General features: G+C 73.3%; 10 protein-coding genes, 1 pseudogene and 1 riboswitch. Of the genes and pseudogenes, 6 read left to right on the top strand and 5 right to left on the bottom strand.

Features of this window, described 5'->3' with window-relative positions; translation table 11 throughout:
* Positions 1 to 51: 51 nt before the first annotated feature.
* Complete coding sequence (locus BN3794_RS11595) at positions 52 to 1,323, top strand: MFS transporter (protein ID WP_066097476.1); 1,272 nt, start codon at positions 52 to 54, stop codon at positions 1,321 to 1,323.
* A 93-nt stretch (positions 1,324 to 1,416) separates the two neighbouring features.
* Here BN3794_RS11595 and BN3794_RS11590 read toward each other — a convergent pair whose 3' ends face one another.
* Together BN3794_RS11590 and BN3794_RS11585 are read right to left on the bottom strand one after the other, a co-directional pair.
* A complete protein-coding gene (locus BN3794_RS11590) occupies positions 1,417 to 2,301 on the bottom strand; it encodes an aldo/keto reductase (RefSeq protein WP_066098829.1) in 885 nt (294 codons plus the stop codon).
* A 289-nt stretch (positions 2,302 to 2,590) separates the two neighbouring features.
* Positions 2,591 to 4,870: a TonB-dependent receptor gene (locus tag BN3794_RS11585; RefSeq protein WP_066097475.1), complete on the bottom strand. Its 2,280-nt coding sequence runs from the start codon at positions 4,868 to 4,870 to the stop codon at positions 2,591 to 2,593.
* A gap of 158 nt (positions 4,871 to 5,028) precedes the next feature.
* Here BN3794_RS11585 and BN3794_RS11580 point away from each other — a divergent pair, with 158 nt between their 5' ends.
* Together BN3794_RS11580 and BN3794_RS11575 are read left to right on the top strand one after the other, a co-directional pair.
* Entirely contained in the window at positions 5,029 to 5,490 is a 462-nt protein-coding gene (locus BN3794_RS11580) for a YybH family protein (RefSeq protein ID WP_066097474.1), read from the top strand.
* 5 nt (positions 5,491 to 5,495) lie between these two features.
* A complete protein-coding gene (locus BN3794_RS11575; protein ID WP_066098827.1) occupies positions 5,496 to 6,056 on the top strand; it encodes a helix-turn-helix domain-containing protein in 561 nt (186 codons plus the stop codon).
* A gap of 41 nt (positions 6,057 to 6,097) precedes the next feature.
* On the opposite strand, the gene BN3794_RS11570 is transcribed toward BN3794_RS11575, so the two are convergent.
* Entirely contained in the window at positions 6,098 to 7,138 is a 1,041-nt protein-coding gene (locus tag BN3794_RS11570) for a 3',5'-cyclic-nucleotide phosphodiesterase (RefSeq protein WP_078059733.1), read from the bottom strand.
* 269 nt (positions 7,139 to 7,407) lie between these two features.
* Positions 7,408 to 10,344 carry an aminomethyl-transferring glycine dehydrogenase gene (gcvP, locus tag BN3794_RS11565; protein ID WP_066097473.1) on the bottom strand — a complete coding sequence of 979 codons (2,937 nt, stop codon included), beginning with the start codon at positions 10,342 to 10,344 and terminating at the stop codon, positions 7,408 to 7,410.
* A gap of 83 nt (positions 10,345 to 10,427) precedes the next feature.
* A riboswitch (glycine riboswitch) is annotated at positions 10,428 to 10,538 on the bottom strand.
* Between the two features lie 760 nt (positions 10,539 to 11,298).
* Here gcvP and BN3794_RS11560 point away from each other — a divergent pair.
* The 3 genes and pseudogenes from BN3794_RS11560 to BN3794_RS16000 form a co-directional block, all read left to right on the top strand.
* Positions 11,299 to 12,528: a multidrug effflux MFS transporter gene (locus tag BN3794_RS11560; RefSeq protein ID WP_066097472.1), complete on the top strand. Its 1,230-nt coding sequence runs from the start codon at positions 11,299 to 11,301 to the stop codon at positions 12,526 to 12,528.
* A gap of 31 nt (positions 12,529 to 12,559) precedes the next feature.
* Positions 12,560 to 12,964 (top strand): hypothetical protein, encoded by a 405-nt coding sequence (locus BN3794_RS11555; RefSeq protein ID WP_066097471.1) that lies wholly within the window; start codon positions 12,560 to 12,562, stop codon positions 12,962 to 12,964.
* A pseudogene (locus BN3794_RS16000) lies at positions 12,870 to 13,352 on the top strand (GNAT family N-acetyltransferase); the annotation flags it as partial. The gene BN3794_RS11555 and the pseudogene BN3794_RS16000, both read left to right, overlap by 95 nt.
* Positions 13,353 to 13,587: 235 nt before the next feature.
* Here the strand turns inward: BN3794_RS16000 and BN3794_RS11550 are convergent.
* Complete coding sequence (locus BN3794_RS11550; RefSeq protein WP_066097470.1) at positions 13,588 to 15,543, bottom strand: M2 family metallopeptidase; 1,956 nt, start codon at positions 15,541 to 15,543, stop codon at positions 13,588 to 13,590.
* Between the last annotated feature and the right edge of the window lies 1 nt (position 15,544).

Genomic DNA, 15,544 nt, shown 5'->3' with positions numbered 1-15,544 from the left:
CGGCCGCCGCGCTATCGTGCCCGGTCCCCCATTCCCGGAGCCTTCGGCCCCATGTCCACGGTCGCCATCGCGCGCAACGATGCCAAGGTGCTCGGCCTGTCCGCCCTGGGCGGGGCGCTGGAGTTCTACGACTTCGTCGTCTTCGTGTTCTTCACCCGCACCCTGGGCGAGCTGTTCTTCCCGGCGCACATCCCCGCCTGGCTGGCGCAGCTGCAGATCTACGCGATCTTCGCCGCCGGCTACCTGGTGCGCCCGCTCGGCGGCGTGCTGATGGCGCACTTCGGCGACCGCACCGGGCGCAAGCGCATGTTCTCGCTGAGCATCTTCCTGATGGCGCTGCCGACGCTGCTGATCGGCCTGCTGCCGACCTATGCCCAGCTCGGCGCGGCCGCGCCGCTGCTGCTGCTGGCGCTGCGCATGCTGCAGGGCCTGGCGATCGGCGGCGAGATGCCGGGGGCGTGGGTGTTCGTGGCCGAGCATGCGCCGCGCTCGGGCGTGGGCTTCGCGGTGGGCAGCCTCAGCGCCGGCATCAACGTCGGCACGCTGATGGGCTCGCTGATGGCGTCCTGGGTGGTGCACCACTTCGCCCCGGCCGAGGTGCTGGCCTACGGCTGGCGCCTGGCCTTCGTGGTCGGCGGCGTGTTCGGCTTCGTTTCGGTGTGGCTGCGGCGCTGGCTGGCCGAGACGCCGGTGTTCGCGCGCCTGCGCGCGCAGCGGGCACTGGCCGGGGAATGGCCGATCAAGCGCGTGCTCAAGGGATACGGCGGCGGCGTGGTGGTGTCGATGCTGGTCACCTGGGTGCTGACCGCGGGCATCGTGGTGGTGATCCTGATGACGCCGACGCTGATCCAGTCCGCGTTCGGCGTGCCCGAGGCGCTGGCCGCGCGCGGCAACGTCATCGCCGCCTGCTGCCTGGTGGCCGGCTGCCTGTGGACCGGATTCCTGAGCGATCGCATCGGCCGCGCCCCGGCGTTGCTGGTGGCCGCGCTGTGCCTGCTGGTGGCGGTGTACGCGCTGTACCTGGACCTGGCCGCCGGCGGGCGCCACTTCCTGCCGCTGTACGCGCTGGCCGGTTTCACCGCGGGCGTGGCCGGGGTGGTGCCGGCGGTGATGGTGGCCTCGTTCCCGCCGGCGGTGCGCTATACCGGCCTGGCGCTGTCCTACAACCTGGCCTATGCCATCGCCGGCGCGGTGACGCCGCCGTTGATCGGCTACCTCACCGCCCGCGTGGGCCACCTCGCCCCGGCGCACTACGTCGGGCTGGTGGCGCTGGTCAACGTCGCGGTGGCGCTGTACCTGTGGCGCCGGCCGGCGGTGGAATGAACCCGGCAGGCGGGCATGCCGGGCCGCGGGCATCGCGACCGGTGCACCGCGCAGGAAGCTGGCCGGCCTGCCACGGCCGCACGGACCGTACCGCTACAGCACGTCCAGCGGCTGCTTGCGCGTCGGTGGCGGGAAGGCGGCATCGAGCTCGGCCAGGTCCGCCGCCGCCAGGCGCAGCGACAGCGCCGTCGCGTTGGCACGCACGTGCCCGGGCGAGCCGGACTCGGGAATGGCGATGACCCGCCCGCTGCGGATCGCCCAGGCCAGCGCCACCGCGGGGGCGTCCACCCCGTGGCGCGCGGCGATGCGGGCCAGCACCGCATTGCCGAGCAGGGCGCGGCTGCCCAGCGGCGAATAGGCCATCACCGTGACCTGGTGGCGTTGGCACCACGGCAGCAGGTCGAACTCGATGCCGCGGCTGCCGACGTTGTAGAGCACCTGGTCCACCACGCAGCGCTCGCCGTCCGGGACCCGCCACAGTTCCTCCATGTCGGCCACGTCGAAGTTGGAGACGCCCCACGCGGCGATCTTGCCCGCCGCGCGCAGCGCCTCGAACGCGGCCACGGTCTCGGCCAGCGGCACGCGGCCGCGCCAGTGCAGCAGGTACAGGTCCAGCCGTTCCACGCCCAGCCGGCGCAGGCTGGCATCGCAGGCACGCGCCACGCCGCGCGTGTCGGCATGCGAGGGCAGGACCTTGGATACCAGGTAGGGGCGCCGGGTGCCCTGAATGGCCTGGCCGATGAGGCGCTCGGCCGCGCCGTCGCCGTACATTTCGGCGGTGTCGATCAGGTCCAGGCCCAGCTCCAGCCCGGTGCGCAGGGCCTGGATCTCCTGCGCGGCCGGATGCCGGCCCTGGCCCAGGTGCCAGGACCCCATGCCCAGGGCGGGAACCGCGGGCCCGCCGCGCAGCGCAATCCGGCGTGGCGCCGCGGCCGCCGCCGGCCCGCCTGGACGGGGCGCGGCGCCCGCGCCGGCCATGGCCATCATCCCGGCCATGCCCGCCATGGCCACGCCGCCGATGAAGCCGCGTCGACTGATCGCCTGCATGCGAATGCTCCTGCAACTGGGGAGACCGCCAGCCTAGCGCCCGCGCGGCGGGCGCATGTGCAATGCCACTGAACCGGCGGGACGGTGCGTGGCCGCCACGGCGCGCCGGGCGAGGCCGGCGCGGCGGGCCCGGGCGCCCGGCAAGCAGCCGACAAGCCAACAAGAAAGGGGAGCCGACGGGCTCCCCTTCCAGTTCCAGCGGCGGCGACGGCAGTACCCGTCAGAAGCCGTACTCGAAGGTCACGCCGATGGTGCGCGGCTGGTTGATCGCCACGCGCCGGGTGGTCGGCAGGTCGGCCGAGATCGCCACCGGCAGGTCGGTCTCGCCGCGCTTGTCGAACAGGTTGGTCACGTACACCGACATGTCGATGCCGTTGCCGCCGCGCACGCCGGCGCGCAGGTTGGTGACCGCGAAGCCGCCGCGGCGGTAGAACGGGCTGGTGCGGTCGTACAGGAAGGTGGAATTGCCGACGAAGCCGATGTCGCCGCGCACGAAGCCCTCGTAGGTGTCGTTGACCGGGAAGCGGTACTCGGCGGAGGCCGAGCCGCTGAACCGCGGCACGTTGGTCAGGCGGTCGCCGTCCTTGGCCGCGGTGCCCGGCACGTCGTTCTTCAGGTGCGCGTCGTTGTAGCCGGCGCCCAGGCTGAGGGTGACGTCGTTGCTGGGCAGGTAGTTGACCTCCAGCTCGCCGCCGTCGCTGACCGCCTTGCCGAAGTTGGCGGTGATGTTGTAGCCGCAGCTGAGCACGATCTGCTGCTGCACGTCCTTCCAGTCCATGTGGTAGACCGAGCCGTTGACCTGCAGGCGGCGGTCGAGCCAGGCGGTCTTGAAGCCGGCCTCGTAGTTCCACAGGTAGTCGGGGCCGTACTTGCTCAGCTGCGACTGGCTCAGGCCCAGGCCGGCCACCTCGGTCCCGCACAGCGTGGCCGGCGCCGGATTGTTCGGGCCGCCGGGGCGGTAGCCCTTGGATACGGTGGCGTAGACCATGCTGTCGGGCGTGGCCTGGTACTGCAGCGTGTACTTGGGCGTGGCGCCGCGGTCGCTGGAGGTGTTGCGCACGCTGCTCGGGCCGCCGTTGAGCAGGCCGTCGCCGGACTGCTCGAAGGTCTGGTCCACCTTGAACCCGCGGATGCCGATGGTGCCCTTGAGCCTGTCGGTGAAGGCGTAGGACAGCTCGCCGAACACCGCGTATTCCTTCAGCGTGGCGTAGCGGGCGCCGGCGTAGAGGGTGGCGTAGTCCGGGAACGGGGTGCCGAAGGTCTCGTTGAAGCCGGCCGGGTAGGGAATGGACGAGGCCAGCGGCGCGCGCACGTTGTGGAAGAACACGCCGGCGGTGTACTGCAGCGGCCCGGAGAGCTGGCTGGACGCGCGGAATTCCTGGGTGAATTCCTTGTTCTCGTAGTTGCCGTACATGGTCACCGGGTACACCGACGGCAGGCCGAAGAAGTAGTTGATGACCTTGGAGCTGTCGTCGCGGATGTCGAACTTGCGGGTGAAGTACGAGCTGGACGAGGTCAGGTCGAGCGCGTCGAAGTGCTTGGTGACGGCCAGGTTGGAGATCATCGACTTCTGCACGTTGCGCTCGTCCACGTCGCGCACCTGGTAGGCGTCGCTGTCGGTGCCGGGGTTCTTGTCGTAGGTGAACGGCGAACCCAGCTTCACGTACTGGTAGATGATGCTGGGGGTGATGCTCAGGCTCTCGTCCGGCTTGATCAGCAGCGCGGCGCGCACGCCGGAGGTGCGGTAGGTGTTGACGTTGTCCTGCTTGTGGCCGTAGTCGGCCTTGAGGTAGTCGCTCGGGTCGATGGCGTAGCGGTCGATGTAGCCGTCGTCGTAGCGGGTGTAGGCGGACACGCGCAGGCCCATCACGTCCTTCTTGATCGGGAGGTTGAACGAGCCGCTGAGGTTGCCGTTGAAGCCGCCGGTGTGGGTATTGGAGAGGTCGGCCTTGATCCGGCCTTCGCCGTACTCGGTGTCCGGCTGCACGGACACGTACTTGATCGTGCCGCCCATCGAGCTGGAGCCGTACAGCGTGCCCTGCGGGCCGCGCAGCACCTCCACCCGCTCCACGTCGAACAGGGTCGGGTCGATCACGCCGCGGGTGGACAGCAGCGCCGCGTTGCTGGACGCGGAGATCGGCACGTCGTCCAGGTAGTAGCTCACCGTCGCCGCCGAGCCGGCGGTGGAGGAAATGCCGCGGATCACCAGGTTGTTGGAGCCGGGCCCGGAGGAGTTGACGCTCAGCGACGGGGCGATGCGGGCCAGGTCGGACAGGCCGTTCACGCCGCGGCGTTCCAGCTCGGCACCGGAGATGGCGGTCATGCTGATCGGCACGGTCTGCGCGCTCTGCGCGCGCTTGGTGGCGGTGACGACGATGTCGTCCAGGGTCTTGGGCTCGGCGTCGGCCTTGGCGGGCGCGGTCTGGGCGGCGGCCAGCTGGACGGCCAGGGCCTGGGCCAGCAGGGTGACGGCCAGCAACGGGGTGCGGGACTTGGGCATGGGGGTGGGGCCTGGGTGCGGGAGGAAGGAGCCGGGGAGCGGCCGGCCGATCATTGTCAAAAAATTTTGATCAAGTCAACAAAATTTGAACATTCGCCACGTGCTGGGCTAAGGTCGCCCCACGCCCGCCGGCGTCCCTTCCCAGACCGGAACCTCCGATGCGCACCCTGCTGATCGCTGCCATGCTTGCCGCCATGCCCCTGCTCGACGCCCACGCCGCCCCGCCCGCATCCCCGGCCGCCGCGGCCGACCCCGCGCTGACGCAGGCGATCACCGCGGCGCTCGGGGACAGTGCCGCGGCCTGGAGCCGCGGCGACCTGGATGCCTTCATGTCGCTGTACGAGCATTCGCCCACGATCGCCTACATCAACGCCTCGGGCATGACCCACGGCTACGACGGCATCCGCGCGATGTACGCCGCGCGCTTCGCCAAGGGCGAGCCGATGGGCGAGCTGTCCATCGCGGTGCTCGAGACCGTGCGCACCGGCCCCGACTACGCCTTCGTCACCGGCCGCTACACGCTCCGTCAGGCCAGCGGCCAGGTCGCCAGCGGCCTGACCACGCTGCTGTTCCACCGCCAGGGCGGCCACTGGCGCATCGTTTCCGACCACACCTCCTGATGGCGATGGCCGAGCCGGCGGGCCAGGAACGGTTGCCGATCGGCGCCGCGATCCGCGATCGCCGCAAGCGCATGGGCCTGACCCTGCAGCAGGTCGCGCAGCGTTCCGGCCTGTCGGCGCCGTTCCTGTCGCAGGTCGAGCGCAACCTGGCCTCGCCCTCGCTGCTGTCGCTGGAGGCGCTGGCGCGGGCGCTGGAAGTGGAACTGGATTACTTCACCCGCGTGCCCACGCCGCGCCAGGTGATCTGCCGTGCGTCGGAGGGCGAGCCGATCGAGCTGGGCTCCTCGGTGGTCTACGAGCGGCTGAGCGGCCGCCACAGCGAGCGCAAGATGGAGGCGCTGCGCCTGACCGTGCCGGCGGGCCTGACCGCGCCGACCATGCGGCGCGAGGGCGAGGGCTTCTGGTACGTCCTCAGCGGCCGGCTGCAGGTGAAGATGGGCCGGCGCAGCTTCGTGCTCGGCCCCGGCGACAGCGCGCACTTCGACCAGCGCCATCCCTACGACATGCACGCGCTGGAGGAGGTGCGGATGATCTGGGTGGGGACGCCGGCGATCTTCCACGATTGAGCGGCGCGGCGCGGCGCGGCCGCTACCGCTGCAGGCCTCCGCTAGAACACCAGGCGGTCGCCCTGCCGCGGGAACAGGAAGCGCACGCCCAGGTCGTTGCCGGCCTGCAGTTGCGCGCCGATCTGCTGGCGCGGGTCGGGGCCGTCGCCCAGGCTGGGCTTGATGTGGGTGACCACCACGGCGAGCCCGCGCAGCGGCGCCTCGCCTCCGGTCTCGCGCGCCAGCGCGTGTAGCTCGGCCAGCAGCCAGTGCGGGGTGAGGTGGCCGTACAGGCGCTCGTCCGCCACGCCGTCGGGGTAGGAGGTCTCGATCACCAGCGCGCGCAGGCGGCCGCTGCGCAGCAACGGCGCCAGCCGCTTCCAGGCTTCGGCCAGGCGGGTGGAATGCTGCACGGCATCCGGGCCAGTGTCGCCGAAGTAGGCCAGCCAGTCCTGGCCGGCGCGCACCAGCAGGGCCGAGGACACCATGCGGTCGTGCTGCAGCGGCAGCAGGCGCGCGTGCAGGGCGGTGCCGTCGATGGCGAACTCGCGGTCCTCGCCCGGCGCGAGCAGGCGGTACTGGCCCAGCGCCGGCGCCGCGCCGCGGTCGGCGAAGTTGGGCCAGGCGCTCCAGTTGAAGTAGTCGCGCGACAGCGCGTCCAGGGTCGTGGCCAGGCCGTAGATGGGCTTGGCGCTGTCGTCGGGCGCGGCGATCAGCAGGCCGCCGACGTGGTCCAGGTGCGGGTGGCTGACGAAATAGCCGGCGATGCCCTCGCGCAGCAGGCAGCCGTCCGCGGACAGCCCGCGACAGGCCGGCGGGGTGGCGAAGGTGGCGAAGGCGCCCCTGGCGCGCGCCACGCGCAGGCCGTTGAGCAAGGTGCCCGCGTCCAGGGCGAGGTAGCGCGCATCGCCGGACCCGCGCACCAGCCAGGCGCTGAGGTCGCCGTCCAGGTCGCCGCCGCGCACGCCGAGCGCGACCAGCTCGAATGCGGGTGCAGGGGGCGCGGATGCGGGCGCCGGCGTGGGCGGTGCCGCGGCGTTCGCCACCGCGGCGGCCACGGCGAGGAGAACGGCGAGCAGCGGGCGGGCGAGGGCGGCGGTCATCGCGGCATGGCCGTGGCAGGCGGGCGACCAGCATAGCCGCTGCGCATGGCACCGCGTCGGTCGCCGGCATGCGCTTGCGACGGAGAGGATGCGACGGAGAGGATGCGGTGGATGCGGGCGTGCGCCGGACGCCTGCCGCCGCGGCGGCGAGCCGGCGTCGGCCCCGGACCGGATCGGACGGCCGGACCCGCCTGCCGCGGACGCGCCCGGGCTGCGCCGGATCGCGCCCACAACGGGCAAGCCCCGCCGGAGCGGGGCTTGCCGGGCACTCAGGCTTCGGCGTCCTCGCGGTACGCGTCCACCGGGATGCAGGCGCACATCACGTGCTTGTCGCCGTAGACGTTGTCCACGCGCGCCACCGGCGGCCAGTACTTGGCGGTGCGCAGGCTGGCCAGCGGCCAGGCGGCCTGCTCGCGCGGGTAGGCGTGGGTCCACTGGCTGGCCCCGACCATCAGCGCGGTGTGCGGGGCGTTGTGCAGCGGGTTGTCCTCGCGGTCCAGGCGGCCGTCGATCACCGCGTCGATCTCCTGGCGGATGGCGATCATCGCCTCGATGAAGCGGTCCAGCTCGGCCTGCGGTTCGCTCTCGGTCGGCTCGACCATCAGCGTGCCGGCCACCGGGAAGCTCAGCGTCGGGGCGTGGAAGCCGAAGTCGACCAGGCGCTTGGCCACGTCCTCGGCACCGATGCCGCTGGCCTTCTCCAGCGGGCGCAGGTCGAGGATGCATTCGTGCGCGACCAGGCCGTTGCGGCCGGTGTAGAGCGTGGGGAAGTACGGCGCCAGCTGGCGCGAAATGTAGTTGGCGTTGAGCAGGGCGACCTGGGTCGCCTTGCGCAGGCCGGCCGCGCCCATCAGGGTGATGTACATCCAGCTGATCGGCAGGATCGAGGCGCTGCCGTAGGCCGCGGCCGAGACCATGCCGCCGGCGCCCGCCGATCCCCCGGTCCCGGCCCCGGCGCCGGATCCGGCGCCCGGGAGGCCGGCACGCGGCAGGAACGGCGCCAGGTGCGCCTTGACCGCGCACGGGCCCACGCCCGGGCCGCCGCCGCCGTGCGGGATGCAGAAGGTCTTGTGCAGGTTCAGGTGGGATACGTCCGAGCCCCACTTGCCGGGCTTGGCGACGCCGACCAGCGCGTTCATGTTGGCGCCGTCGGTGTACACCTGGCCGCCGTGGCGATGGACGATCTCGCAGATCTCGACCACGTCCTCCTCGAACACGCCGTGGGTGGAGGGGTAGGTGATCATCAGCGCGGCCAGGTGGTCGGCGTGGCGCGCGGCCTGCGCCTCCAGGTCGGCGACGTCGACGTTGCCGTGCGCGTCGCACTTGACCACCACCACCTTCATGCCCGCCAGGGTGGCCGAGGCCGGGTTGGTGCCATGCGCGGACTCCGGGATCAGGCAGATGTCGCGGTGGCCCTGGCCGCGCGAGGCGTGCCAGCCGCGGATCGCGAGCAGGCCGGTGTACTCGCCCTGGGCGCCGGAGTTGGGCTGCAGGCTGACCGCGTCGTAGCCGGTGCACTCGGCCAGCATCGCCTCCAGCTCGCCGATCAGCTGGCGGTAGCCCGCGGTCTGCGCCGCCGGGGCCAGCGGATGGATGTCGGCGAATGCCGGCCAGGTGACCGGCACCATCTCGGCGGTGGCGTTGAGCTTCATGGTGCACGAGCCCAGCGGGATCATGGTGCGGTCCATGGCCAGGTCCTTGTCGGCCAGCGCGCGCAGGTAGCGCAGCAGGTCGTGCTCGCTGTGGCAGCGGTTGAACACCGGGTGCTGCAGGAACGCGCTGGTGCGGCGCAGGGCCTCGGGCAGGGCGTCGGGCGTGGCCGCGTCCAGCGCGTCGATGCCCGTCGCCGCGGCCGTGCCGCCGGCATCGGCGATGCCGGCGCCGAACAGGCCGGCCAGGGCGACCACGTCGGCGCGGGTGGCGGTCTCGTCCAGGCTGATGCCGACGCTGCCGTCGCCGAAGTCGCGCAGGTTGTAGCCGGCGGCCACGGCGCGGGCGAGCACGTCGGCCGCGTCCACGCCGGTGATGCGCAGGGTGTCGAAGAACTGCGCGTTGGCCAGCGCGACGCCGGCGCCGCGCAGCGCCGCGGCCAGGATCGCGGTGAGGCGGTGGGTGCGGCGGGCGATGCGCGTCAGGCCCTGCGGGCCGTGGTAGACCGCATACATGCTGGCCATCACCGCCAGCAGCACCTGCGCGGTGCAGATGTTGGAGGTGGCCTTCTCGCGGCGGATGTGCTGCTCGCGGGTCTGCAGCGCCAGGCGGTAGGCCGGGTTGCCCTGTGCGTCGATGGACACGCCGATCAGGCGCCCGGGCATGGAGCGCTTCCAGGCGTCGCGGCAGGCCATGAACGCGGCGTGCGGGCCGCCGAAGCCCAGCGGCACGCCGAAGCGCTGGCTGTTGCCGACCACGATGTCCGCGCCCCACTCGCCCGGCGGGGTGAGCAGGGTCAGCGCCAGCAGGTCGGTGGCCACCGCCACCAGGCCGCCGCGCGCATGCACCGCCGCGACCAGGTCGGCATGCGCGCCGATCGCGCCGGTGGTGTCCGGGTACTGCAGCAGCAGGCCGAAGACGTCGGCCTCGCGCGCCAGTTCCGGGGCGCCCACGACCAGCTCGATGCCCAGCGGCTCGGCGCGGGTGCGCAGCACTTCCAGGGTCTGCGGGTGCACCGCGTCGTGGACGAAGAACGCGTTGGACTTCGACCTGCCGGCGCGGCGCGCCAGGGTCATCGCCTCGGCCGCGGCGGTGGCCTCGTCGAGCAGCGAGGCGTTGGCGATCTCCATCCCGGTGAGGTCGGCGACCAGGGTCTGGAAGTTGATCAGCGCCTCCATGCGGCCCTGCGAGATCTCCGCCTGGTAGGGCGTGTAGGCCGTGTACCAGGCCGGGTTCTCCAGGATGTCGCGCACGATCACCTGCGGGGTGAAGGTGCCGTAGTAGCCCTGGCCGATGAAGCTGTGCAGCACCTGGTTGCGCGCGGCGATGGCGCGGATGCGGGCCAGCGCCTGCTCCTCGGTGACCGCGCCGGGCAGGGCCAGCGCCTCCGGGCTGCGGATGCCGCCGGGGACGATGGCATCGGTCAGCGCGTCCAGCGAGTCGTAGCCGACCACGCGCAGCATGCGCGCGATCTCGTGCGCGTCGGGGCCGATGTGGCGGCCGACGAAGGCGTCGGCGTGTTCGAGGTCACGCAGGGAAGGAGGGTTCTGGGGCATGGCGGCTTCCGGAGCGAAGGGACGGGGCGGCGCGGCCCGCCGCGCCCGCGCGCAGGCGCCGGATCGCAGGTGTGCCGGTCGTTTCGCGCCCCTCTGTCCTTCTGCCTGAGAGTTTGGAAGCGTGCGGCTGCTTCGTGCCCCTTCGGCGCCGGCCGCTGCCGGGAAGGCGGGCCGATCTCTCCAGAGTGTTGTTGCAACGGTGGTATCGGGCCTGAGCGATTACGGGCGTTGCGCCTTCGGCAGCGGACTTCCGCTTCTCCCACCGGATCGTGGCGATTATAGCCCGCCCGCCCGGGCGCCGAGGCGGCGGCATGGGCATCGTGCGTGCGACCCTGGCCGTCGCGGATCGTCGGGAGGGCGGGCACGAACGGGCGACCGCCGCTTGCGGTGCGGGGCATCGACCACGTCGTGCTGCGGGCGCGCGAGGCAGGCGTTCTACTGCCGGGTGCGGGGGGGCACGCAGGAGCGGCGCCCGGACGCGCCGGGCCGGGTGCAACTGCGCGCCGGCGCCAGCCTGATCGACCTGGCGGACGGGGCCGGCGAGCCCGGCCGGCGCGGCGGGAGGCGCCGCCGCGGGCGCGGCACATGGACCAGCTGTGCCTGCGGGGGGCGCCGTTCGACCGCACGGCGCTGGAGGCCCGGCTGCGCACCCGTGGCGTGCAGCCCGGCGCCCACGGACCGCGCTACGGCGCCCGCGGCGCGGGGCCGTCGCCGTACCTCCCGCGGCACGGGACCGTCGCCGTACCCGGCCGGCCCGGAAGGCAACCCCGTGGAGCTGAAGGGGCGCCGGGCGCGGCCTGAACGCCGGGCCCGGCCGAGGCTTAACCTGGATGGCCGCGGCCGTTACCATGGCCGCCTTCCCGAACTGCCTTCCGGCGCCGCGCGGCAAGCGACGGCGCCGGCATGCCTGTCCGCGTCCGTGCCGGCGCGTGGCGCCCACCGAAGACCTGCCGCATGAACGCCCCCGTCCCCTCTCCCCGCCGCATGGCGCTGCTGCTGGCCGCGCTGGCGATGTTCGGCCCGTTCTCGATCGACGCCGTGTTCCCGGCGTTCCCGCAGCTGGCGCGGCAACTGGCGGTCGAGCCGGTGGCGATCCAGCAGGTCATCAGCGTCTACCTGCTGGCCTATGCGCTGATGAGCCTGGTGCACGGGCCGCTGTCCGATGCCTGGGGCCGGCGGCGGGTGATCCTGGCCGGGCTGGTGGTGTTCGTCGGCGCCTCGGTCGGCTGCGCACTGGCGCGCGACCTGCCGACGCTGCTGGCGTTCCGCGCGCTGCAGGGCATGTCCGCCGGTGTGGGCATGATCGTCGGCCGCGCGGCGATCCGCGACCTGTACCAGGGCGCCGACGCGCAGCGGCTGATGAGCCAGGTGGCGATGATCTTCGGCATCGCCCCGGCGATCGCGCCGATCATCGGCGGCTGGATCCTCGCCGCCGGGCTGGGCTGGCCGGCGATCTTCTGGTTCCTGGTGGCCTTCTCCGGCCTGCTGCTGGCGGCCAGCGCGCGCTGGCTGCCGGAGACGCTGCCGCCGCCGCAGCGCATGCCGATGGCGCCGCGGCAACGGCTGGGCGACTACCTGCGCATCGGCTTCGACCCGCGCTTCCAGCGCCTGGCCGCGGCGGCCGCGTTCAATTTCTGCGGCATGTTCCTGTACATCGCCTCGGCCCCGGCGTTCGTGATGGACATGCTGGGCAAGGACGAGCAGGGCTTCGCCTGGCTGTTCATTCCCACCATCGGCGGCATGACCCTGGGTTCGTTCCTGTCCGGGCGCATGGCCGGACGGCTGGCGCCCCACCTGCAGGTCCGCATCGGCTACCTGTGCTGCGGCGCGGCGGCGCTGGGCGCGATCGCCTATACCGCCTCGGTGCAGACGATCGCGGTGCCGTGGGCGCTGTTGCCGATCTTCGCCGGCGGCGTCGGCATGGGGCTGATCTACCCGGTCATCTCGCTGGCGGTGCTGGACCTGTACCCGCACCAGCGCGGGCTGGCGTCCTCGCTGCAGGCCTTCACCCAGCTCACCGCCAACGCCGTCGTGGCCGGGGTGGTCTCGCCGCTGCTGGCGCACGACCCGCTGTGGCTGGCCTGCGGCTTCGGCGGTTTCTTCCTGCTCGGCTGGCTGTTCTGGCGCTGGGACCGGCGCGCGTGCCGGCGCGAACGACGTGGCCGCGTGGCGGCCGATCTGTAAGCTGGTGCCGTCCAGCAAGCCAGGAGAGGGCATGTCCATCCAGTCCAAGGCGCGCCGCGAGCGCCACCGGCGCGAGGCCGAACGCGCCCGCCGCCAGGAACCGTTGCAGCCGCCGGCCCCGATCGAGCCGCATGCCGAACTGCGCGATCCGCAGCGCCGGCTGCTGGCCGGCATCGTGCGCCGCGACGGGGTCTGGGTGCTGGGCATGGACGGGCGCATCGCCGGCGAATCCGACAGCGCCGCCCGGGTGCTGGCGCTGATCATGGCCGCCGGCGAGCTGCACGAGCGCGCCGGCACGCCGGTGCGGCTGGTCTACTCGGACGCGCTCAAGGACGCCGCGCATGCCGAGGCGCGCGCCGAGGGACTGGATTTCGAGCAGTTCAGGGCGCGGCTGGCGCAGGAGCTGCATCCCCGCCCGGACGGCGACGTCGGCTGACGCCGGCATGGCGCGCCCCCGGGCCGCGACCGCGGTCGCGCTGCGGCCCGTCGTGCGCGCCGATGCCGAGGCCCTGATCCGGGCGCATCGCGCCAGCGTGGCGCTGCATCATCCCTGGGGGCGGCCGTTCCTGGACATGGACGACGGTTTCCAGCGCTGGTTCGCGCGCTTCTCCGGCGGCGACTGCGCCAGCCTGGTCGCGCGCGAGCAGGCCGGCGCAGCGATCGTCGGCGTGTTCAACTTCAGCCAGATCCTCATGGGCGGCTTCTGCAGCGCCTACCTGGGGTACTACGCCTGCGTGCCCTGCGCCGGGCGCGGCCTGATGGGCCAGGCGCTGCCGCCGGCTACGGCGTACGCGTTCGACACGCTGGGCCTGCACCGCATCGACGCCAACATCCAGCCGGACAACCTGGGCTCGATCGCGCTGGCGCGCCGCGCCGGGTTCCGGCGCGGGCTATTCGCCGCGCTACCTGCGCATCGAAGGCCAGGGGCGCGACCACGAGCGCTGGGCATTGCCGGCCGGCGACTGACGGACGGCCCACCGCAATCGTCGGCGGCCGGGAGGGCGGGCGCCTACGCCTGGCGGCCCGCCGCGCGGCACTCGGCGCGGCGCCGGGGCCGGTTCAGGGCGCGGGCGGTGACGTGCCGGTATCCGGCGTCCAGGCGCAGTCGCGGCCGCGGTTCTGCTCGGCCAGCCACTGCGACAGCGGGGCGAAGTACTCCAGCATCGGCGCGGCGTCGAAGTCGTCCCGGCCGGTGAGCTCCTGCAAGGTGCGTTGCCAGGGCTGGCTGGCGCCGCGCGCCATCATCGCCTGCAGGCGCCGGCCGGCCTCGGCATTGCCGGCGATGCTGCACGCCTGCAGCGCGCCGTCCTGGCCGGCGGCCCGGCACAGCGCCGCGTGCAGCTGGAACTGCAGCACGTCGGCCAGGAAGTAGCGCAGGTACGGGATGTTGGCGGCGACGTGGTACTTGGCGCCGGGATCGAAGGCGTCATCGGCGCGCGGCGCCGCCGGGGCGACGCCCTGGTAGCGGGCCTTCAGCGCCCACCAGGCGCGGTTGTCCTGGGCCGGCGCGATGGTGCCGTCGAACACGCCCCAGCGCCAGCGCTCCATGGCCAGCGCGAACGGCAGCCGCGGCAGCCGGGACAGGGCGATGCGCATCTGTGCGTTGATCGTGGCGCGGCGATCCTCGCCCGGGGCACCGGCCAGGCCGGCGGCGTGCAGCCAGGCCGGCGTCATCGCCAGCACGGCGGTATCGCCCACCGCCTCGTGGAAGGCGTCGTTGGCGCCGCTCTGCAGCAATACCGGCTGGGCGTGGTAGGCCAGGTCGTAGTAGAGGTGGCCCATCTCGTGGACCAGCCCGAGGAAATCGGACTCGTTGGGCGCCAGGCACATGCGCACGCGCACGTCGCCGGCCAGGTCCATGTCCCAGGCGCTGGCCTCGCACAGCGCCTGGCGTTCGAGCGGGCGCACGAACTGGCTGCGCTGCCAGAAGCTCTGCGGCAGCGCCGGCAGGCCCAGCGAGACGTAGAACGCCTCGGCCTGGCGGGCCATGTCCTGGGCGCTGGCGCGGGCGGCATCGCGGCCGGCCAGGAAGCGGGCATCGGCATCGCCGGCCGGGACCTGCGCCAGGGCGGCGCGCAGCCGGCCCTGGCGGCGGCGCTGCAGGGCATCGGTCACGTCGGGCGAGGCGGCCTGGGGATAGGGCTGGAGCAGGTCCCAGGCATTGCTCCAGTCCTGCTGCCACATGTCGCCCAGCAGGTGGGCCGGCAGCAGGCCGCCGGGCAGGGTGCCGCGGCGGCCGTACGCCTCCTGCAGGCGCCGGCCGGCGTAGCACTGCAGCTGGCCGTACAGCGGCGCCACCTGCTTCCACAGGCGCTCGACCTCGGCCTCCAGCTGTGCCGGCGGCATGTCGTAGCCGCTGCGCCACAGCGCGCCCAGGTCGGGCTGGCCGCGGTGGCGGGCGCCGGCGTTGGCCAGGGCGACGAAGGCGCGGAACGGGGCGTGCAGCGGCGCGGCGGCGTCGTGCCAGGCGCGCCAGGCCTGCAGCTGCGCGTCGTAGTCGCGGTTGTCGGCCAGCACCCGTTCCAGCACCGGCAGCGGCCGGCACGCGGCGGTGGCCGCCTGGCAGGCCGCCGCCGCCGCGTAGCCGCCTTCCAGGCGGCCGGCCAGCCGGCCCATCTGGTCGCGCTGCGCCGGCAGCGGCGGTGCGGGGGCGGTGTCCAGGCGCCGCAGCAAGGCCAGCTGGCGGCGCTGCGCGGCCGGCAGCGAGGCGTTGTCGTGGCGGCCGGCCTCGGCCAGCCAGGCATCCAGGCGCGCCCGCGCGCGCGCGTCGGCCAGCTCGGCCAGGCGCTGCGCGTCCGGGCCGGCGTCGGTGGTGGACAGCCATTGCGCCGCGGTGGTTTCCGGCCAGGTGCGGCGGTACTCGGCATCGACGCGGGCGAGGAACGCGGCCGCGCCGGCATCGGCGGGCGCGGCCGTCGCCGCCGGTGCGCCCGGCGGCGGTGCCGGGGACGGCCGGCAGGCGGCCAGCGCAAGGGTGGACAGGGCCAGCAGCAACGACAGGCGGCGCGGGGCCATG

Source organism: Xanthomonas massiliensis (genome assembly GCF_900018785.1).
GTDB lineage: Bacteria > Pseudomonadota > Gammaproteobacteria > Xanthomonadales > Xanthomonadaceae > Xanthomonas_B > Xanthomonas_B massiliensis.
This window is presented reverse-complemented; position numbering and strand designations above follow the sequence as displayed.